Here is a 19626-nt window from a genome sequence, read left to right on the forward strand (position 1 = left end):
ACAGGCCCTACGCCTTCGTGTAGTCGTAGAACCCCCGGCCTGCCTTCCGCCCGTGCAGGCCGGCGAGCACCATCTTGCGCATGAGCGGCGGGGCAGCGTACCGTCCGTCTTTGAACTCGGCAAACATCGCCTCGGCAATGTAGTAGGTCGTGTCGATGCCGACGAAGTCCAGCAGCGTAAGCGGCCCCATCGGATGGTTCAGGCCGAGCGTGACCGCGGTATCGATGTCCTCCTTGCTGGCCACGCCCAACTCCAGGGCCCGGATCGCATCGAGCAGGTACGGCACGAGGAGCAGGTTGACGATGAACCCGGGGTAGTCCTTGCACGCCACGACCGTCTTCCCGAGCCGCTCTGCGAACGCGCGGGCGGCCACAAGCGTCTCGTCGGCCGTGCGCAGCCCCCGCACCATCTCCACCGGCTTCATGACCGGCACGGGGTTGAAAAAGTGGAGGCCCAGAAAGCGCCCCGGCCGTCGCGTCACGGACGCCATCTCCGTGATGCTGAGGGAACTGGTGTTGCTCGCGAACACCGTGGACGCCGGGCAGATGCCGTCGAGTTCCCGGTACAGCGCCTTCTTCTCGTCCATGTTCTCGATGATCGCCTCGCAGACGATATCGCACTCCGCGAGATCGGCGAGCCGGGTCGTCCCGCGAATGCGGCCGCGAGCCGTGTCGCGGTCGGCCGCGCTCAGCTTGCCGCGCTCCACGCCGCGCGCCATCGACCGATCGATCCGCCCCAGGCCGGTTCCAAGCGCCTCGTCGGATACCTCGCGCACGAGCACCGACAGGCCGGCGCGCGCCGCGACCTCCGCAATGCCCGAGCCCATCAGGCCGCACCCGACCACGCCCACGGTCCGAAACGTCATGCCATCCTCCTCACCCGATCGTCTCGATGACGAGCGGCCCGGCCGCGAACGTCCCGACCCCGATCCGGTACGCGGCCGCGACCATCGGCGCGGCCCGGTCCAGCCGCCCGCGGTCCGATGTGTGGAGCACCGCGAGCGGTTCGCCGCGGCGCACCGGATTCCCCACCTTCCGCTCCAGCACGAGGCCGGCCGCGGGGTCGATCCGGTCGCCCGCCCTCGCCCGCCCGGCGCCGAGCGCGATCGCCGCGTTGCCCAGCATCTCGGCATCGATCCCCTCGACCACGCCGTCGCCAGGTGCCGGCACCGCCTCGGCAACCGGCGCACGCGGGAGCCGCCCTGGGTCCTCCACCGCGGCGGCGTCGCCGCCCTGCGCGGCGACCATCTCGGCGAATGTCCGCGCGGCATCCCCGGATGCGACCCGCTCCGCGAGCAGCGCCCGCGCCTGCGCCGAGTCGGCTGTGATCCCCCCCAGCACCGCCATCTGCGCCCCCAGCGACAGGCACAGCTCCCGCAGATCCTCGGGGCCCTCGTTCCGCAGGGCGTGCACGGCCTCCGCGACTTCGAGCGCGTTCCCGATCGCCCGGCCGAGGGGCTGGTCCATGCGGGTCAGCACGGCGACGGTGTGCCGGCCTGCGGCGCGCCCGATCGCGACCATCGCGCGGCCGAGGGCGCGGGCGTCCTCGAGCGCCTTCATGAACGCACCGCTACCCACCTTGACGTCGAGCACGATCGCACTGCTCCCCGCGGCGATCTTCTTGCTCATGACGCTCGACGCGATCAACGGTACACTGTCGACCGTCGCCGTGAGGTCCCGCAGCGCATAGAGGCGCTTGTCGGCCGGCACCAGGCGGGCCGATTGGCTCACGATCGCGCAGCCGACGCGATTGACCTGGGCGATCAGATCGGCCGGGGACCGTTCCGCGCGAAAACCGGGGATCGCCTCGAGTTTGTCGATCGTCCCGCCGGTGTGTCCGAGCGCGCGGCCGGAGAGCTTGGCGACGCGCACGCCCGCACTCGCGACCAGCGGTACTACGACGAGCGACGTCTTGTCCCCCACGCCGCCCGTGCTGTGCTTGTCCACCGTCCGGCCCCGAATCCCGCTGAGATCGAGGGTCTCGCCGCTCTCGACCATGGCCGTCGTGAGCGCGGCGGTCTCCCGCTCGCTCATCCCGCGGAGGCACACGGCCATCAGCAGCGCCGCCATCTGCGCGTCCGACACGTCGTCGTGCAGATAGCCCGCCACGAACCCGGCGATCGCCTCCGGCGCCAACTCGACGCCGTCCCGCTTCGCCTTGATGACATCGTAGGGTCTCAACCCGCTCGGCTCCATCCCGTCGCTGTGTTTACCCAGGCCCGCAACAAACCCTGCCGCCTGCGCCTGCCGGGACCTTCAGCGTCGCGCCGTGCCAAGAGAGCGGGCCCAGGTGAGTGCGCCCGTCACCCCTCGTCTGACGAGGGGACCCACCCGAGAGGCGCCGCGGGTGACGATGAGCCTACCGCGCGGAGGGCTCGGGAGGACGTGTCGCTGGTTGCCGTGATGACCGTGGTCGCGCGCCGCGCCGGTGCGGCGGCAACAAAATGGCCGTCGTCCGGGTCTGTGCTGACCCCGGGGCGCGTCGCTGAGCAGGACCCTGGATCACGAGAACGCAAGCTGCTGGCGGAGAGCCCTGACGATGCGCGTGTAGAGCAGCATCGCGGTCATCGTCCACGACACGCCCAGCAGTCCGGCGGCCAACACGAGGTACAGAAGACCGTCCTGCGCGCGCGGATTCGGTCGGAACCAGAACACCTGAAAGCCTGGCACCGCCGCCACCAGTACCGCCAGCGCAGGCACCTGGGCGGCGGCACACAACAACCCTGTGGCCGACCACGATCGCCCGGAGGCCGCGGCGACCCCGCTGACCACCCCGAGCAGCCCCGTGAACAAGGCAAACACGAGCCCTCTCCGTGGCGCGAACGTCTCCGCGATCACGAACGTGGCGGCCAGGTACGCGAGGATGCCCCACCGGCGGTCGAGGCTCACGGCGAGCATGATAGGAAGGCCACCGAGCCAGTAGACCAACCATCCCAGGCCCGGCAACCTGCTCCCGACGAGCGACAGCAGCACCGCCATGCCAGTCAGCATCCCATTCAGCGCGACCGCGCGGGCGGGCGTATTCCGCACGCGCGCGACCCTGGGCAGCGGACGGCGCCAGAGACCTGGGACGTTGCGCGCGATGCGGAGCGCGTTCCATCCAAGCGTCGCGGCGACGACGGCGATCGGCAGCCACTCCGCGGCCACTCCGGTCGGGCCACCGGCACGGATCAGGACCGCCCGAAGGACGACCGCGACGAAGACGAGACTGCCGGAAACGAGCAGCCGTCTGGTGACGCCGCGTTGGGGCGGACGAGATCCTCCATCCCGCACCATGTCAGCGTCCGCTGTCCCGCGCCGAGTCCGGCCCCGGTCGCCGACCGGAGTCGACGAACGTGAGAAAATCTAGCACCGCGCGGTTGAACGCCTCGGGTTCCTCGAGATTGATGGTGTGCCCGGTGTCCGGGAGCACCAGCAGGCGCGCGCCCGGGATCGTCCGCTTGAGGAAGAACCCAGGCTTAAGACACGGTTCGTCTTCGTCGCCGTTCACGATCAGGGTGGGGACCGCGAGACGCCGGAGCGCCTCCTCGGACGCGTAGAGCGGCGGACGGCGCGCCATCACGCCGCGGAGGGTCCGGACGCTGCCGGACCCAGAGTGCCCCACAAAGGCATCGCGAAACTCCTGCCAGCCCCGCGGGTCTTTTTTTAGAAAGGGTACGCGCGTCGGCCCTTGCGCATACTCGGCAGCGAACGCCGCCATGCCGTCCTGCTCGATCTTGTGAGCGCGGGCTTCGGAGTCGCGCCGGAACCCATCCGGATCGTCCGACCCGGATCCGCATCCGGCGACCACGAGCGAGCGCGCCGCTTCCGGATGACGAAGGCCGAAATGCAGTACCGCGGAGCCGCCCATCGAGAGCCCGCACAAGTGCGCCTGGGCGATCCCCAGATGGCGAAGCAACCCGTGGAGATCGGCGACCGCGATGTCCTGCGAGTACGCCGCCGGGTCCTCCGGGACGCCGGACGGAGGGTAGCCGCGGGCGCAGTACGTGACGACCCGGTAGCGCCGCGCGAAGAATCGCACCTGGGGATCCCAACTGCGGCCGTCGCCCGCGAATTCATGGACGAAGATGAGCGGAAATCCTTCGCCGGTCATCGTGTAGTGGAGCCGCACTCCTTCGACGCACGCTTCCGGCATCGCCGCCTCCTTCCCCGTGAGCCGACGCTTGTCGCGCCGGAGAACGCTCCGCCAGCTCCCGCTCAGCCTACTCCCAGCATCCGCTCGACCGGTCCCACCGGAGCGTCCGGCCACGTCGGTCGGGCACTCACCGGAATCTCCGTCTCAACGTCTCGTGATATTGGAGGGCCCCACCGGTTTCCTCCAACCCGGGCACCGGACGAGGCCGTGCTGCGGGCTATCCTTCTCGAAAACGCCAACACCGCATCGGCCGGACCGGCGGCCGATCTCTCAGACACCTCGCGCGGCGCGACTGCCGTACTGCCCGCGCCGTTTGCCGCTCCGGCAAGGAGCTCAATCCGTGCGCGGTTCAGCCGGCGGCCCGGGAAGCTCGCGCACGATCCGGCACACGAGCCGTACGAACCGGGGACCGAGTTCGCCGGCGACGGCGAGGACCTCCGCGTGAGTTACCGGACCGGCGGACGCTCCGCCCCGCGCGAGGGCGTTCGTGATCGCGGCGAGTCCCAGCACGCGCAGCCCGATGTGCCGCGCGACGATCACCTCGGCCACCGTCGACATACCGACCGCGTCGGCGCCCCACCGCGCGAGCATCTCCACCTCCGCCGGCGTCTCGTACGACGGCCCGAGCACGCCGACGTACACGCCCTCGCGAAGCGTGACCTGTTCGGCCCGTGCGCCGGCGACGGCGCTCTCCCGGAGCGCGGGATGGTACGCCCGCGACATATCGGGGAACCGAGGTCCGAGCGCCGCGTCGTTCGGGCCGACCAGGGGATTCGTGCCGGTGAAGTTGATGTGATCGGTGATCAGCATGAGGTCGCCGGCGCGGAAGGACGGGTTCAGGCCGCCCGCGGCGTTCGTGACGATGAGCGTGTGAACGCCGAGCGCGTGGAGCACGCGCACAGGGAACGTTACCCCCTCCGCCGTGTGACCCTCGTAGAGGTGCGCCCGACCTTGCAGCGCGGCGACGCGGCGCCCCTCGAGGCGCCCCAGGATCAGCCGGCCACGGTGCCCTTCCGCGGTCGGGACGGGGAAGTGCGGGATCGCATCGTAGGAGACCGTGGCCTCTGCATCCACGACGTCGGCCAGACCGCCGAGGCCGCTGCCGAGCACAATCCCGACTTCCGGAACGAACCGGCCGCCGCCCGGGTGCGTGCGCACCGCAGCCACCGCCTCGCCGATCCGGTCACGCAGACTCACGCGCCGAGCACCTCACCGAGTACGCTCGTGCCCGCACGCGGCGCCGGCGCGCCGAGGGCGTCTGCGACGGTCGCGCCCACGTCCGCGAACGTCGGTCGCACGCCGAGGTCGACGCCGCCCTGCACGCGCGGCCCGGCGACAAGCAGCGGCGCGTGTTCGCGCGAATGGTCGGTGCTGGGCGTGGTGGGGTCGTTGCCGTGGTCGGCGGTCAGGATCAACAGATCGCGACCGCCGAGACCCTCGACGATGGGTGTCAGGCCGACGTCGATCCGCTCGAGGTCGGCTCCGTAACCGCGGGGATCATTGCGGTGGCCGTACAGCGTGTCCAGGTCCACCAGGTTCGTGAAGATCAACCCCTTCGACACCGTCGCCAGCGCGCGTCGCGTCTGCGCCAGGCCATCCGCGTCGTCGTGAGTGTGCACGGCCTCGGTGATGCCGCGCCCGGTGAACAGGTCCGCGATCTTGCCAATCCCGACCACCGGCGCGCCGGCGTCGTGGAGCCGGTCCAGCACGGTCGGCTCGGGCGGCGGCACCGAAAAGTCCCGCCGCCGGTCCGTCCGCACAAACCGCCCCGGTTCGCCGACGAACGGCCGGGCGATCACCCGGCTCACCGCGTGCGGCCCGACCAGCACCTCGTCCCGCGCGATGTGGCAGTAGCGATACAAATCGTCGACCGGGACCACGGTCTCGTGCGCGGCGATCTGGAAGACGCTGTCGGCGGAGGTGTAGACGATGGGGCAGCCCGTCCGGAGGTGCGCCTCGCCGAGCTCCGCGATGATCGCCGTGCCGGACGCCGGTCGGTTCCCGAGGACGCGCCGGCCGATACGAGCCTCGAACGCCGCGATCACGTCGCGCGGAAACCCGTGGGGGTACGTCGGAAAGGGGCGAACGAGCGGGACGCCCATCAGCTCCCAGTGTCCCGTCGTGCTGTCCTTGCCCGCGGCCGTCTCGACCATCTTGCCGAACGCGCCGGCCGGCGCGGGGTCTGGCGGCACCCCCTCGACCGGCACGATCCTCCCGAGGCCGAGGCGGCCCATCGCAGGGAGCCGAAGCCCTCCGCAGGCCGCCGCGGTGTGGGAGAGCGTGCTCGAGCCGGCGTCGCCATACCGGTCCGCGTCCGGCAGCGCGCCGACCCCGCAGCCGTCGAGGACGATGACGATCGCGCGGTCAAACGGCGGCATCCCAGGTCAGCGCTCCCGGCGCTGCCGCGCGGGCGCATGCGGGCTCGGAACCGGCCACACGCCTCCTATCGCGGGATACCCAACCGGTCGCACGCGGCCTGGAGCCCGATGATCGACTTGGCGTCGCACACCTCCCCGGAGGAGACGAGGCGACGCGCATCCGCGAGCGGATGCGGCTCGACGCGCAGGTCCTCTTCTTCCCGATCCGTCGGACGCGGGCTCAGCTCGCGCGCAAGATAGACATACAGTTCCTCGGTCATCACGCCCGGCGACGGATAGAACGACAACAGCCGGTCCCACTGTGCGGCCGCGCAGCCGACCTCCTCGGCCAGCTCGCGCCGGGCGCACACGTCCGCCGGCTCCCCGGGTTCGATCGTGCCGGCGGGCACCTCCAGCAGCTCCCGGCCAACGGCGTGCCGGAACTGCCGCACCAGCAGCACGTCGCCGGACGCCGTCACCGGGACGATCGCGACCGCGCCCCGGTGCTCCACGATCTCGGCCACCATCCGGCGGCCGCTTGGCAATTCGATCTCGTCCAGCCGGACTCCGATCACCTGACCGTCGAACACCCGGCGGCTTCCGACGAGGCGAAGCGTCACTCCCCCGCGGGAGCGCCCGATGTCGCGTACACGGGCGTGCCCTCGCGCGCCGCCAGCTCGCGGAACGCCTTGAGGATGCGGTGGGTGATCGGGCCGGGTTTGCCCGTGCCGATCGTGCGGCCGTCGACCTGGACGACCGGCCCGAGCTCGGCGCCGGTCCCGGTCAGGAAGCACTCGTCCGCCGTGTACACGTCGTGGAGCGACATGACGTGCTCCGCAGCCGGGATGTGCATCTCCAGGCACAGATCGAGCACGGTCTGCCGCGTCACGCCCTGCAGGATCCCGAGGTGCACCGGCGGCGTAAGCACGCGGCCGCGCCGGACCACGAAGATATTGTCGGCCGTGCACTCGGCGACGTGCCCGTGGGTCGTCAGCATCAACCCTTCGTCCGCCCCCGCCAGGTTCGCCTCGAGCCGCCCCATGATGTTGCTCAGGTAGTTGCACGTCTTGATCCGCGGGTTCAGCACATCGAGCGGCCGCATCCGGGTGGACGTTGTGACCAACTTGAGGCCGTTCTGATAGGCGGCCTCGGGGTAGAGCTGGATCGTGTCGACGATGATCACGACCGTCGGGACCGGACACTTGCGCGGGTCGATCCCGAGGTCACCCCGGCCGCGCGAGATCACCGGCCGGATGTACGCGTCGCGCAGGCCGCTACGGCGGACGGTGTCGAGGATCGCCTCCGCCATCGCCTCGCGGGTCATCGGGATCTTCAACTGCAGCGTGTGCGCCGACTCGAACAGCCGGTCCACGTGCTCCTGGAGCTTGAAGATGCGGCCGTGGTATACCCGGATCCCCTCGAAGACGCCGTCCCCGTACAGAAATCCGTGATCATACACGGACACGGTCGCCTGGTCCTTGGGCACAAACCGGCCGTCTACGTAGGCCTCGATGGCCATCCCCGATCCCCTCCCACCCCGCGGCCTCGCCGCGGCATCTGCGTACCTGTATGTGCCGTGCTTCGCGGCCTTTCAGACGGCCTCCTCTCGCCCGGCCGCGCCGCTAGGTCCCTCCGGACACGCGCTCCTCCTCGGGGCCCGGTGAACCGGCGGCGGCGCCGAGGGGATCGGCGGACGCGGCCGCCGGCTCGTCCCGCCGCGCGTCATCCGCGACCGCGCGGGCGTGCCGCAGCGCCGCGGCGACGAAGTCCCGGTACAGGGGATGCGGCCGGTTTGGCCGGGACCGATACTCCGCGTGGAACTGTGTGCCGAGGAACCACGGATGATCCGCAAGCTCCACGATCTCCACGAGATTCCGCTCCGGGTACAACCCCGTGACCCTGAGCCCGTGGCGCGTCAACACGGCGAGATAGTCGTTGTTGACCTCGAACCGGTGCCGGTGGCGTTCCTGCACGTCGTCGACGCCGTACGCGCGGTGCGCGAGTGAGCCCGGCGCGAGCCGGCACGGGTACAGGCCGAGCCGCATCGTGCCGCCCTTGTCGGTGACCGCCTGTTGTTCCGGCAGGAGGTGGATCACCGGGTGCGGCGTGCCGGGATCCACCTCGGTCGTGTTGGCGCCGTCCAACCCGCAGACGTGCCGCGCGAACTCGACGACCGCCCACTGCATGCCGTAGCAGACGCCGAAAAACGGCACGCGCTGCTCACGGGCGTAGCGAACCGCCTTGACCTTCCCCTCGACCCCGCGCGCGCCGAACCCGGGGCACACGAGCACCCCGTCGCATTCCTGGAGCCGGGCGGCGACCACGGACGCGTCGAGCCCCTCGAGTTCCTCGGAGTCCAGCTTCACGATCCGCACGCGGCAGCCGGCGGCGATCCCGCCGTGCCGCAGCGCCTCTTCGATGCTGACATACGAGTCCTCGTTCCCCATGTACTTACCGACCAGGGCGATCCGGATCGTCGCCTCCGGGTGCAGGAGCCGGTCCACCATTCGGCGCCACTCCGAAAGGTCGGGCGGACGGACCGGAAGGTGGAGGCACCGCTCGGCCTGCCGGGCCAGCCCTTCCTCTTCGAGGATGAGCGGGACCTCATAGATGCTCGGCGCGTCGATCGCCTGGATCACCGCGTCGGGTTCGACGTCGCAGAACAGCGCGAGTTTCTCGCGCACGCCGCGGCCGAGCGGACGCTCGGTCCGGCAGACGATCACGTCGGGGTGGATGCCGATGCTCCGCAGTTCCTTGACACTGTGCTGCGTCGGCTTCGTCTTCAACTCACCCGCGCCGCGCAGGTACGGGATCAGCGAGACGTGGATGTACATGACGTTCCCTTCCCCCATCTGCCGACGGAACTGCCGGATCGCCTCGAGAAACGGCAGGCTCTCGATGTCACCGACGGTCCCGCCCACCTCGACGATGATGATCTCCGCGGTCGCTTCGCGGGCGACGCGCGTGATCTCGTCGCGGATCTCGTTCGTCACGTGCGGGATCACCTGCACGGTGCCCCCAAGGTACTCGCCCCGGCGCTCCCGCGCGATCACCGTGCCGTAGATCTTTCCCGTCGTGGTGTTGTTGTCCCGGCACAGGTTCTGGTCGATGTAGCGCTCGTAGTGACCCAGGTCCATGTCCGTCTCCGCACCGTCGTCGGTGACGAACACCTCGCCGTGCTGGAACGGGTTCATCGTCCCGGCGTCCACGTTCACGTAGGGGTCGAACTTGAGGAGCGTCACGCGCCAGCCCCGGCTCTTGAGCAGTCGCCCGAGCGACGCCGAGGTGATGCCCTTGCCCAGTGCGGACGTCACGCCTCCAGTCACGAAGATGTACTTGGTCGCCTGCTGCGTCATCGGCTGCGTCCCCTCCCCCCCCGCCGGCGCGGGTTGCGCATCATCGCTCGCCCCACAACAGCTTCGTCCGAAGCACCGTGTAGAAGCCCTCCCGCCCGAGCCGGATCAACCGCGTCCGGTGCGGCGACCGCGCGGCGCGGACCTCGTCGTCGGCCTCGAGCGGAAACCCCTTCTGTCCATCCACGGTGAGCATCGCAGGAGGGGGCGGCGCGCCGACGGGATCCACGCGCACGACGACGGTGTCGCTGGCGGAGATCACGACAGGGCGCGCGTTGAGGGTGTGCGCGCAGATCGGCGTGAGCACCATCACGTCCACCGCTGGGTGGACGATGGGGCCTCCCGCGGAGAGAGAGTAGGCGGTCGACCCCGTGGGCGTCGCCACGATCAGCCCATCGGCGAGATGCGTCGCCAGGAGCTCGTTGTTCACAAACGTCCTGAGGCGCAGCACGCGCGCGTATCCGCTCTTCGTCACCACGATGTCGTTGAGCGCCAACACCTCGTGGACGGCGTGCCCCGCGCGCAGCACTTCCGCGCGCAGCATCATGCGCTCGTCCAGGTGGTAGTCGCCCGCGAGCAGCCGGTGGAGCGCCTCCTCGACATCCGCGTCGTTGACCTCGGCGAGAAAGCCGAACCCCCCGAGGTTCACGCCGAGGATCGGGATCCCGCGCGGCCCCGCCTGGCGCGCCGCGCTGAGAATCGTCCCATCGCCGCCGAACACCACGAGGACGTCCACGCGGGCGGCGAGCTCGCCTTCGGGCACGCCGAGCGCCGGGCACTCCAGCCCGGTGGCGCTCTCCTCGTTCACCACGACGGCGACGCGCCGCGCTTCGAGCACGGCCACCGCCTCGCGCGCGAGTCGGGCCACCTCGCGGTTGGCAGCGAGCTTCTGCGGATTGACGAGGAGCCCGATCGTCGTCATCCCCGCCCCCGGTCCGCCGGTGTTGCGGGCGTACGACGGCCGGCCGAGCTCGGCCGGCCGAGCCGCGCGTGGGCGTCGGCCACCACCGCGTCGATGTCGACCGGCGCCGACGGCTGGGCGGCGCGCAGGTGCACCAGGTACTCGATGTTGCCGGCCGGGCCGGTCACCGGCGACGGCGTCGCGTCGACGGCTACGAGCCCGTGTCCCTGCGCGGCCTCGAGTACGTCGCGCAAGACGGATGCGTGCACCGCCGGATCGCGCACGACGCCTCCACGTCCGACCTGCGCCCGTCCGGCCTCGAACTGGGGCTTCACGAGCGCGATTACGTCGGCGCCGGGGCGGAGGAGCCGCGCGATCGCCCCCCACACGAGCCGCAGGCTGATGAACGCCAGGTCCACGGTCACGAGATCGCACGGACCGCCGACCTGGTGGGGCTCGAGGTAGCGGGCGTTGACCTCGTCGAGGACGGTCACGCGGGGATCGGTCCTGAGGCGCCACGCCAGCTGGCCGCGGCCGACGTCCACCGCGTAGACGTGTGCGGCGCCGTGCCGCAACAGGCAGTCGGTGAATCCGCCGGTGCTCGCCCCGAGATCCACGGCCGTTCGTCCGTCCACGCCCACCCCAAACGTCGTCAACGCGTGGACGAGCTTGAGCCCGCCACGGCTCGCGTACTCGCGCCCCGGTCCGTGCAGGACCACGCGGGCCGCCGCTCCCACGCGCCGCCCCGGTTTGTCCACGCGCTGGCCATCCACGGTCACCGCGCCGGCCATGATCACGGCCTGCGCCTCTTCTCGGCTCGCCGCGTGCCCGTGCGCGACGAGCCACTGGTCGAGCCGGCTTCCCGACACCGCCACGGCGCGCGCGCTCATCGCTCCCGGGACAACAGGAACAACGCGAGATCCCGCAGGCGATCGCCCCGCGCGCCGACGGGCGCGAGCGAGTCGACCGCGCGGCGGGTTGCGTCCTCGGCGAGCGTCCGCGACCGCTCCAACCCGAAGACCGACGGGAACGTCACCTTGGCGAGCGATGCGTCGCTGCCGGTCTCCTTGCCGAGCTTCACCTGCTCCCCGACGACGTCCAGGATGTCGTCGACGATCTGGAACGCGAGCCCCACGTGCTCCCCGTAGCGGTCCAACACATCCAGCGTGTCCTGGTCGGCGCCGCCGAGGATGCCGCCGATCCGGACGCACGCGCGGATCAGCGAGCCGGTTTTGAGCCGGTGAATCCGTCGCACTGCGGCCTCGTCGAGGGGCCCGCCGACCGCGAGCAAATCCAGGACCTGGCCGCCCACCATCCCGGCGGTCCCAATCCCCTGCGTCACCTCCCCGATCGCGCGGAGGACGCGGTCCGGCGCGCACCCCGGTACCTCGGCGTTGCGCACGAGCAACTCGAACGCAAGCGCGTGCAGCGCGTCGCCCGCCAGCACCGCCATCGCTTCCCCGAACAGCACGTGGCACGTTGGCCGACCGCGGCGGGTCGGCGAGTTGTCCATCGCGGGGAGATCGTCGTGGATCAGGGAGTAGGTGTGAATCAGCTCGACCGCACACGCCGACGGCATGACGTCATCGGGGGGCGCCCCGGCCACGCCGGCGCCGGCGATGACGAGAATGGGCCGCAGTCGCTTGCCTCCGGCGAACACGCTGTGGCGCATCGCTCGGTGCACGGTTTCGGGGGAGGTGTCGGCCGAAGGGAGACACCGATCCAGCGCGTCCTCGACGAGCCGGCCGTGCTCGGCGAGGTACGTTTCAATATCGGCCGGGCGGCGTGACGTTCCTTTCATTCTCACCTAACGGATACAAAACTCCCGCGTGCCCGGGACGACGCTTGCGCCGTCCGACGCGTCGGTCCACTCCGCTTGGACGTCGCGCACCCACGCACCCGCGGGCCCTTGGCGCAACGTGGACACCAGGGACTCCAGCGCGCGCCGACCGCCCTCCGCGAATACTTCCACGCGACCGTCCGGCAGGTTGCGGACGTAGCCATCGAGCCCGAGACGCCGGGCTGCGTGCTGCGTGAAATACCGAAACCCCACGCCCTGTACCCGTCCCGAGACGAACGCGCGGACATGCATCGCCGGAATTCCCGATTCACACGTCGGCCGCCTGTTCCACCAGCGGGGGCAGACCGGACCGCACAACCTTGCCAAGCAACCCGTTCACGAAGCGGCCGGACTCCTCGGTGCTGTACCGCTTCGCCAGTTCGACGGCCTCGTTGATCACGACGCCGACGGGTGTGCCGGAGGTTTCGAGCTCGAAGATCGCCATGCGGAGAATGTTTCGGTCGACCGTCGCCATGCGCTCCAGCGTCCAGTGCTCGGCCACAAGCGCGATCAGCGCATCGATCGCCGTGAGGTGCGCGCGGGTGCCCCGGGCCAGGGTCACGATCAGGCTCCAGTCGTCGGGCGGCCACTCCTGGCCACGGGCCGACGCGAGCGCCTCTTCGAGCGACAGCTTCCCGAGATCCATCTGGAACAGGACCCCGAGCGCCGCCTCCCGTGCCCGCCGCCGCATCGTCACCAATCCAGAGAGGGCGTTCCAAACAAATTGACCACCGCAACGGTGGTCAGATTTGTTGCCGGGAGATCCGCACGGCGCACCGCTGCCGCCCACGCTCCCGAGTTGCCCTCTAGCACTATCGTATTATACCCGGTCCCACCGCGGCAAGCAACTCCCGCACGCGATCCACGTCGGCCCGAATCTGCCGCACCAACGCGTCGCCCCCGGGAAACGTGCGCTCTTCTCGGATCTGCTGGACGAACGACAGCGTGATCTCCTGTCCGCACAGATCTCCGTCAAACCCCAGCAGATGCGTCTCGACGGCGACCGCGCCGCCGCCGAACGTGGGCCGACGGCCCACGTTTGTCGCGCCGCCGTAGCGGCGCCCTCCGGCATCGACGACCGTGGCGTACACACCGAGCCCGGGCAACACCTTTCTCGCGGGCGGCAGCAGGTTCGCGGTGGGAACCCCGATCGTCCGCCCGCGCCCGTCGCCCCTGACCACGGGACCACGCAGACTGTACCAGCGGCCAAGCAGGCGGGTGGCCTCGTCCACCAGGCCCTCCCGCAGCGCGCTCCGGACACGGCTGCTGCTCACCGGCTCGCCACTGACCAACACCGCCGGGACGAGATGGACCGCTACTCCCGTGGCGGACCCCCACGCGGCGAGGCGTGCCGCCGTCCCCTCACGGCGATAGCCGAACGTGTACGACGACCCAGCGACGATCTCCCGTGCCCGCAGTCGCTCCGCGAGGATCTCGTCGAGCCACGCCTGTGCGGAGATGCGGGAGAATTCGAGGTTGAACGGCAACACCACGGTCGTGTCCGCCCCGGCCTCCGCGAGCAACGCCAGCCGCTCATCCAACGTCGTCAGCAGCACCGGGTCGCTGCTGGGGCGCAGCACCTCAACCGGGTGCGGATCGAAGGTCACGGCAACCGCGGTCCCCCCAATCGCCCGAGCGCGGGCGACGGCGGCGCCGATCACCTGGCGGTGCCCGAGGTGGATCCCGTCGAAGGTGCCGAGCGCGAGCACCGGGGACGCAAGATCGACGGGAACCTCAGCGAGGCCGCGCGCGGTGCGCAACCGCTCCTCCCTCCGGTCCGCCGAGCACCTTGAACGGGCGGAGCACCCCCTCCTCGACCCGCGCCAGTGCGATCAGCGCGCCTCGCCGGCTGCGCAGACGCACGGGGCTGTCCTCCGAGACCCGCACATCGCCGAGCTTCCATACCGGCACGGGATGACCGTGAAGCACGTCCGACACGCTCCGGTCCGGCAGATCGACCGCGGGAAGGTGCGACACGGCCCGGTCCATCGGATGGACGACATCCGCGAGGGCCCCCCGCGCGGCCAGCGCCGCGAGTTCGTCGAGTGTCACGGCGTCTTCCAACTCGAACTGCCCCGCACGGGTCCGGACCATGAAGTGGGCGTAGCCGCCGACGCCGAGCGCCTCCCCGATGTCGGCGCACAGCTTCCGGATGTAGGTGCCCTTGCCGCACGACACGTGCAGCAGCACGGTGCGCCCGTCCGGAGATGCGTCAAGCACGTCGATGCGGTAGATCGAGACCTGGCGCGCCTCGCGGTCCACCACCTCGCCCTTGCGCGCGAGCCGATACAAGCGCGTGCCCTCGTGGTGGATCGCCGACACCATCGGCGGCACCTGCTGGATCTCTCCCGTGAACCGGCGCAGGACGGCATCCAGCTCCGCCCGCGGCACGGCCCGCGCCGCGGCGGCAAGATCCGGAGGCGGCAGCGGCGCCCCATACGCGTCTCCGGAGTCGGTGCTCATGCCGAGCCGCAGCTCCACGCGGTACTCCTTGTCCGCGTCCGTGAGAAATTCACTGAGGCGGGTCGCGCGGCCGAGACAACACACTAGCACGCCGGCCGCGCCCGGGTCGAGCGTACCGGTGTGCCCCACGCGGCGAAGCCCGACGAGCCGCCGCACGACGTCGACGACGTCGTGGGAGGTCATCCCGGGCGGCTTGAGCACGCAGAGGACGCCGTCCATCGATGCCCGTGCCTAGCTCGCCGCGGCGGCGCCGAGTTCCCGGCGCACGACCTCGAGGGTCTGCCGGATCACGTCGTCGAGGGGACCCCGGCCGGTGAAACCGGCGGCCGCGGCGTGTCCGCCCCCGCCGAGCGCCTCGGCGACCACGTGCGCCCGGACGGCGCCCCGCGCCCGCAGGCTGACCCGAACCCCGTCCGCCTCTTCCTTGAAGAGCGCAGCAACATCGACGCCGGCCATCTCCCGCAGCGTCCCGACGATGCCTTCGGACTCCTCCATCGTCGCGCCGGACTCTTGCAGCATCTGCTGGGTCACCACCGTCCACGCCACGCGCCCGTCCGCCGACACCTGGAGCCGGCTGAGCGCCATCCCGAGCAGGCGCAGCGTGGTCGCCGGCCGGTTCTCGTACACTTGAGCGTACACCTCGGCGGGGCTGGCCCCCTGGGCGACGAGATCCGCGGCGATCGTGAGCGTCCGCGCGGTCACGGCCGCGTAGCGGAAACTTCCGGTATCGGTCACGAGTGCCGTGAGCAGGCAGGTCGCCGTGCCCAAGTCAGGGGGCGCCGCGAGCGCCTGGACGATCGGGTGCACGAGCTCGGCGACCGCCGCGGCCGTGGCGTCGTAGTAGATGATATTGCCGTATCCGGCGTTGCTGAGGTGGTGGTCGATGTTCACCCATAGCGGGATACCGGCGGCCCTGGCCGCCAGCGCGCCTGCGCGATCGGGCGTGCTGCACTCCATAAACACGACCGCATCGTAGGTCGCGTCGTCCGGCAGCTCCTGCCGGATGCGGTCGATCCCCGGGAGAAACCGGTAGGTCCCGGGCACGCCGTCGGCGCTGCCGACCGTCGCCTCCTGCCCGCGTCCCCACAGCGTGCGGGCGAGCGCGAGCGTCGACCCGAGGCAGTCGCCGTCCGGCGAGACGTGGTTCAGCAACAGGACGTGCCGTCGGCCCAGAAGCGCCTCGGCGATGCGTTCGGCCGGCGTCACGGCGTCTCCGGGTCCTTCGGGGCGGTCACCTGCCGGAGCAGCCGCTCCACGCGGGCACCGCGCTCGATCGACTCGTCCATGCGAAAGTGCACCTGCGGGAAGTGGCGCAGGCGGATGCGCCGCGCGAGCTCGGTCCGCATGAACCCCTGCGCGCTTGCGAGGCCGGCCATTGTACGCGTCTTTGCCTCGGCGTCCCCGAGCACGCTGACAAAGATCTTCGCATGGCGCAGGTCCGCGCTCAACTCGACGTCTGTGACCGATACGAACCCGATCCTGGGGTCCTTCATCTGCCGCTGTAGGATGATGCTTGTCTCCACCTTGAAGAGCTCCCGCAACCGGGCGATCCGCGAAGATGACGTCATCGGATCTCACCGCATCTCGACGTGGTAATCCAGAAGCACCAACTCACCGTGCCGCTCGATTACGCCGGCGACATGGGCCAGCACCTCGTCCGCGTGCCTGGTATCCGTGCTGATGTACGCCACCGCGATCCCCGCGCGACGCCACGAGTCCTGGTGGGCAACCTCCGCCGCCGCGACGTGAAACCGGTGGTGCAGGCGGTCCAGCAGCGAACGCACAATCCGTCGCTTGTCCTTGATGCTCTGCGTCCCGGGAAGGCTGCACTCGACATGCAGCACGCCGACGACCATCAGCGCCAGCCCCTTTTTGGGGGGGACCAGGTCAGGCGGGTTTCGCCTCCATGGCGAACACTTCGATGACGTCCTTTTCCTTGATGTCGGCGAACCGCTCGAGGCCGATGCCGCACTCGAAGTCGGCGGCGACCTCACGCACGTCTTCCTTGAACCGCCGCAGGGAGCCGATCACACCCTCGTGCACCACGACGCCGTCGCGGATGACGCGCGCTTTGGCGCCGCGGGTGATCCGTCCGGACGTGACGTACGATCCCGCGATCACACCGACGCGGCTGATCGAGAACACGCGTCGCACCTCGGCGCGCCCGATCACCACCTCGACCTCCTCCGGCGTGATCAGGCCGCTCGCAAGCTTCTTCACGTCGTCGAGCACCTCGTAGATCACCCGGTACAGACGGACGTCGGCCCCTTCGGTCTCGGCGAGGCGCCGCACCGCGGGTTCCGGACGCACGTTGAAGCCGATCACCGTCGCGTGACTGGCCGCGGCCAGCATGACGTCGGACTCGGTGACGTTCCCGACCGCGGCGTGGAGGATCGTGATCACGACCTCGCGCGTGGTCACGCGCTCCAGCGCCCCGACGAGCGCCTCCACAGACCCTTGCACGTCGCCTTTGATGATCAGCCGCAGCTCTTTCCGCTCGGTGGCGGTGCCGGTCTCCTTGGAGATCTCCTCCACGCTCAACTGCCGGATGCGCACCTGCTCCGTCGCCCGGCGCCGTTCGCGGCGCTCCTCGGCCACGGCTTTCGCGATCCGCTCGTTCGTGACGACCTCGAGGAGGTCGCCCGCCGCCGGCACCTCGCTCAACCCGGTGATCTCGACCGGCACGCTCGGCCCGGCTTCGGTCCGGCGGGCGCCGGCGGCGTCGGTCATCGCCCGGAGGCGCCCGTACGTCTCGCCGACCACGACCGCGTGGCCGCTGTGCAGCGTACCGTCCTGCACGAGCACCGTGGCCACCGGCCCGCGCCCCTTGTCCAACCGCGCTTCGATCACGGTGCCCCGCGCCGGCCGGTCCGGGGTCGCCCGGAAGTCGCGCAGTTCCGCCACGAGCAGGATCATCTCGAGCAGGGTGTCGATGCCCGTGCTCTGGCGCGCCGACACCGGGACCGTGATCGTGTCGCCGCCCCAGTCCTCGGGCACGAGGCCGAGGTCGGACAGCCCCTGTTTCACGCGGTCCGGGTTGGCCTGGGGCAGATCGATCTTGTTGATCGCCACGATGATCGGCACCCGGGCCGCCTTCGCGTGGTTGATCGCCTCGATGGTCTGCGGCATCACGCCGTCGTCGGCGGCGACCACGAGCACCGCAATGTCGGTCACCTGCGCGCCCCGCGCGCGGAGCGCAGTGAACGCCTCGTGACCGGGCGTGTCAAGGAACGTGATCTGCTTCCCGTTCACCTGGACGGTGTAGGCGCCGATGTGCTGCGTGATGCCGCCGAACTCCTGCGCGGCGACCGAGGTCTTGCGGATCGCGTCGAGCAGGCTCGTCTTGCCGTGATCGACGTGCCCCATCACGGTCACGACCGGCGGACGCGGATCGCGGCCCTTCTCCTGCGGAGAGGCCTCCGGCACCTCGAGCGTCGCCGCCACTTCCTGGACCTGCACGACCTCAGGCGCCTTGACGGCAAAGTTGAACGCCGCCACGACCTTGCCGGCGACCTCGAGTGGGATCATGTGGTTCACGCCGGCCATCACGCCCGCCTCGACGAGCCGCTTCACGAGCTCATTGACGCTCACGCCCATTCGGGCGGCCAACTCGCCGACCTGAATCGGTCCGTCCAGCTCCAGGTATCGCACTGGAGCCGGGGCCGAGGGCTGCGGCGTCGGCACCGGCGCCGGCTGTGGACGAGGCGCCTCAACCGGCTTCGGGGGTTCGACAGGCTTCGCCGTCTCAGCCGGCGGCAGCGGCGCCGGAGCCTCCTGCGCCGGCCGCGGAGCGGCTTCCGCCGTCCCGGAGGCGTAGCGCGGGGCTTTGCGGACGTCCGCGAACCGCACGGTCGGCTTGTCCTTCACCGGCCCCGCCGGCGATGGGGCTGCGGCCTGCGCGGGAGCCGGCGCGTGCGCGGCCGCCCGATCCTTGGCCGGAAGACGCCCCTCGGCGGCGACCGGTTTCTTCACGTCGGGCTTCCGCGTGACGGGCCGGTCGTCGGGGCGCGTCGGCGCCTTGGCGGCCGGTTTTGCGATCGCGGCGTCCGCGGGCAGTTCCGGCGCCTCCGGCGGAGGCGGTGGGGTCTCGACGCGCTGCGCCCGGATCACGCGAACGCCCTTGATCTCCGAGCCATACTTCTGCTGGAGAAACGCGCTCTGCTTGATCTTCTCTTCGTCGACGGGCTTCGCCGGACCCCGTGGCACCTCAGGCGCCGCGGCGGAAACAGGTGAGCCGGCCGGTGACGGGGCATCCGAGGACACGCCGCCCTTGCGCAGCCGGGCGACGGTATCGTCCTCGAGCACGCTCATGTGGTTGCGGACCGGAACCTTCATGGCCTCCAGCCGCTCAATTAGCTCTCTGCTGGTCAGCCCCAGCTCTCTGGCCAGCTCATGGACCTTCACGACGATCCCTCCGTTTCACGCCTGTTCAGACCTATCGGAGTGTGCGCCGCCGAGCGCGGCGTGCCCCGTGGTGCCCGGCTCGGCGCGCCCGGCCTCCTGCACTTGTCGCAGCGAGACCCGGCGCACGACCGGGGCACGCGGCGCCTCGTCCCGAACCGCCGCCTCCCGCAGGGC

At 70.6% G+C, this 19626-nt stretch carries 20 protein-coding genes; all 20 read right to left on the reverse strand.

The window, feature by feature from the left end:
- Positions 1-7: 7 nt before the first annotated feature.
- Positions 8-865 carry a 3-hydroxybutyryl-CoA dehydrogenase gene (locus VKZ50_19150; protein ID HLJ61848.1) on the reverse strand — a complete coding sequence of 286 codons (858 nt, stop codon included), beginning with the start codon at positions 863-865 and terminating at the stop codon, positions 8-10.
- 10 nt (positions 866-875) lie between these two features.
- On the reverse strand, positions 876-2180 hold the full coding sequence (locus VKZ50_19155) for a thymidine phosphorylase (GenBank protein ID HLJ61849.1): 1305 nt from the start codon (positions 2178-2180) through the stop codon (positions 876-878).
- 321 nt (positions 2181-2501) lie between these two features.
- Entirely contained in the window at positions 2502-3275 is a 774-nt protein-coding gene (locus VKZ50_19160) for a hypothetical protein (protein ID HLJ61850.1), read from the reverse strand.
- Between the two features lies 1 nt (position 3276).
- Positions 3277-4134, reverse strand: coding sequence for an alpha/beta fold hydrolase (locus tag VKZ50_19165; protein ID HLJ61851.1), 858 nt, complete (start codon positions 4132-4134; stop codon positions 3277-3279).
- A gap of 333 nt (positions 4135-4467) precedes the next feature.
- Positions 4468-5331, reverse strand: coding sequence for a purine-nucleoside phosphorylase (locus VKZ50_19170; GenBank protein HLJ61852.1), 864 nt, complete (start codon positions 5329-5331; stop codon positions 4468-4470).
- Positions 5328-6512 (reverse strand): phosphopentomutase, encoded by a 1185-nt coding sequence (locus VKZ50_19175; protein HLJ61853.1) that lies wholly within the window; start codon positions 6510-6512, stop codon positions 5328-5330. The genes VKZ50_19170 and VKZ50_19175 overlap by 4 nt, the downstream gene beginning before the upstream one ends.
- A gap of 65 nt (positions 6513-6577) precedes the next feature.
- Positions 6578-7111, reverse strand: coding sequence for an NUDIX hydrolase (locus VKZ50_19180; GenBank protein ID HLJ61854.1), 534 nt, complete (start codon positions 7109-7111; stop codon positions 6578-6580).
- Entirely contained in the window at positions 7108-8010 is a 903-nt protein-coding gene (ilvE, locus tag VKZ50_19185) for a branched-chain-amino-acid transaminase (protein HLJ61855.1), read from the reverse strand. Before ilvE ends, VKZ50_19180 begins: the two co-directional genes overlap by 4 nt.
- 103 nt (positions 8011-8113) lie before the next feature.
- Positions 8114-9847, reverse strand: a complete 1734-nt coding sequence (locus VKZ50_19190; protein HLJ61856.1) for a CTP synthase — start codon at positions 9845-9847, stop codon at positions 8114-8116.
- 40 nt (positions 9848-9887) lie between these two features.
- Positions 9888-10766, reverse strand: a complete 879-nt coding sequence (locus VKZ50_19195; GenBank protein ID HLJ61857.1) for an NAD(+)/NADH kinase — start codon at positions 10764-10766, stop codon at positions 9888-9890.
- Entirely contained in the window at positions 10763-11635 is an 873-nt protein-coding gene (locus tag VKZ50_19200; protein ID HLJ61858.1) for a TlyA family RNA methyltransferase, read from the reverse strand. The genes VKZ50_19195 and VKZ50_19200 overlap by 4 nt, the downstream gene beginning before the upstream one ends.
- Positions 11632-12546: a farnesyl diphosphate synthase gene (locus tag VKZ50_19205; protein HLJ61859.1), complete on the reverse strand. Its 915-nt coding sequence runs from the start codon at positions 12544-12546 to the stop codon at positions 11632-11634. Before VKZ50_19205 ends, VKZ50_19200 begins: the two co-directional genes overlap by 4 nt.
- Before the next feature lie 6 nt (positions 12547-12552).
- Positions 12553-12837, reverse strand: coding sequence for an acylphosphatase (locus VKZ50_19210; GenBank protein HLJ61860.1), 285 nt, complete (start codon positions 12835-12837; stop codon positions 12553-12555).
- Between the two features lie 16 nt (positions 12838-12853).
- Positions 12854-13276 (reverse strand): transcription antitermination factor NusB, encoded by a 423-nt coding sequence (nusB, locus tag VKZ50_19215; GenBank protein ID HLJ61861.1) that lies wholly within the window; start codon positions 13274-13276, stop codon positions 12854-12856.
- 121 nt (positions 13277-13397) lie between these two features.
- Positions 13398-14345, reverse strand: a complete 948-nt coding sequence (locus tag VKZ50_19220; GenBank protein HLJ61862.1) for a bifunctional riboflavin kinase/FAD synthetase — start codon at positions 14343-14345, stop codon at positions 13398-13400.
- Positions 14320-15267, reverse strand: coding sequence for a tRNA pseudouridine(55) synthase TruB (truB, locus tag VKZ50_19225; GenBank protein ID HLJ61863.1), 948 nt, complete (start codon positions 15265-15267; stop codon positions 14320-14322). The genes VKZ50_19220 and truB overlap by 26 nt, the downstream gene beginning before the upstream one ends.
- 12 nt (positions 15268-15279) lie before the next feature.
- On the reverse strand, positions 15280-16254 hold the full coding sequence (locus tag VKZ50_19230) for a DHH family phosphoesterase (GenBank protein ID HLJ61864.1): 975 nt from the start codon (positions 16252-16254) through the stop codon (positions 15280-15282).
- Positions 16251-16616 (reverse strand): 30S ribosome-binding factor RbfA, encoded by a 366-nt coding sequence (rbfA, locus tag VKZ50_19235; GenBank protein HLJ61865.1) that lies wholly within the window; start codon positions 16614-16616, stop codon positions 16251-16253. The genes VKZ50_19230 and rbfA overlap by 4 nt, the downstream gene beginning before the upstream one ends.
- A gap of 6 nt (positions 16617-16622) precedes the next feature.
- On the reverse strand, positions 16623-16904 hold the full coding sequence (locus tag VKZ50_19240) for a DUF503 domain-containing protein (protein ID HLJ61866.1): 282 nt from the start codon (positions 16902-16904) through the stop codon (positions 16623-16625).
- 31 nt (positions 16905-16935) lie between these two features.
- Entirely contained in the window at positions 16936-19452 is a 2517-nt protein-coding gene (gene infB, locus VKZ50_19245) for a translation initiation factor IF-2 (GenBank protein HLJ61867.1), read from the reverse strand.
- Positions 19453-19626 lie beyond the last annotated feature (174 nt).

It is taken from the genome of bacterium, assembly GCA_035295165.1.
Lineage (GTDB): Bacteria > Sysuimicrobiota > Sysuimicrobiia > Sysuimicrobiales > Segetimicrobiaceae > JAJPIA01.

Bases quoted from the DNA above. Each gene is read 5' to 3' on its own strand.
- rbfA (HLJ61865.1), bottom strand. From the start codon at position 16,616: ATGACGTCATCTTCGCGGATCGCCCGGTTGCGGGAGCTCTTCAAGGTG.
- VKZ50_19195 (HLJ61857.1), bottom strand. From the start codon at position 10,766: ATGACGACGATCGGGCTCCTCGTCAATCCGCAGAAGCTCGCTGCCAAC.
- VKZ50_19240 (HLJ61866.1), bottom strand. From the start codon at position 16,904: ATGGTCGTCGGCGTGCTGCATGTCGAGTGCAGCCTTCCCGGGACGCAG.
- VKZ50_19160 (HLJ61850.1), bottom strand. From the start codon at position 3,275: ATGGTGCGGGATGGAGGATCTCGTCCGCCCCAACGCGGCGTCACCAGA.
- VKZ50_19165 (HLJ61851.1), bottom strand. From the start codon at position 4,134: ATGCCGGAAGCGTGCGTCGAAGGAGTGCGGCTCCACTACACGATGACC.
- ilvE (HLJ61855.1), bottom strand. From the start codon at position 8,010: ATGGCCATCGAGGCCTACGTAGACGGCCGGTTTGTGCCCAAGGACCAG.
- VKZ50_19200 (HLJ61858.1), bottom strand. From the start codon at position 11,635: ATGAGCGCGCGCGCCGTGGCGGTGTCGGGAAGCCGGCTCGACCAGTGG.
- VKZ50_19175 (HLJ61853.1), bottom strand. From the start codon at position 6,512: ATGCCGCCGTTTGACCGCGCGATCGTCATCGTCCTCGACGGCTGCGGG.
- VKZ50_19210 (HLJ61860.1), bottom strand. From the start codon at position 12,837: ATGCATGTCCGCGCGTTCGTCTCGGGACGGGTACAGGGCGTGGGGTTT.
- truB (HLJ61863.1), bottom strand. From the start codon at position 15,267: ATGGACGGCGTCCTCTGCGTGCTCAAGCCGCCCGGGATGACCTCCCAC.
- VKZ50_19150 (HLJ61848.1), bottom strand. From the start codon at position 865: ATGACGTTTCGGACCGTGGGCGTGGTCGGGTGCGGCCTGATGGGCTCG.
- VKZ50_19190 (HLJ61856.1), bottom strand. From the start codon at position 9,847: ATGACGCAGCAGGCGACCAAGTACATCTTCGTGACTGGAGGCGTGACG.
- VKZ50_19205 (HLJ61859.1), bottom strand. From the start codon at position 12,546: ATGAAAGGAACGTCACGCCGCCCGGCCGATATTGAAACGTACCTCGCC.
- nusB (HLJ61861.1), bottom strand. From the start codon at position 13,276: ATGCGGCGGCGGGCACGGGAGGCGGCGCTCGGGGTCCTGTTCCAGATG.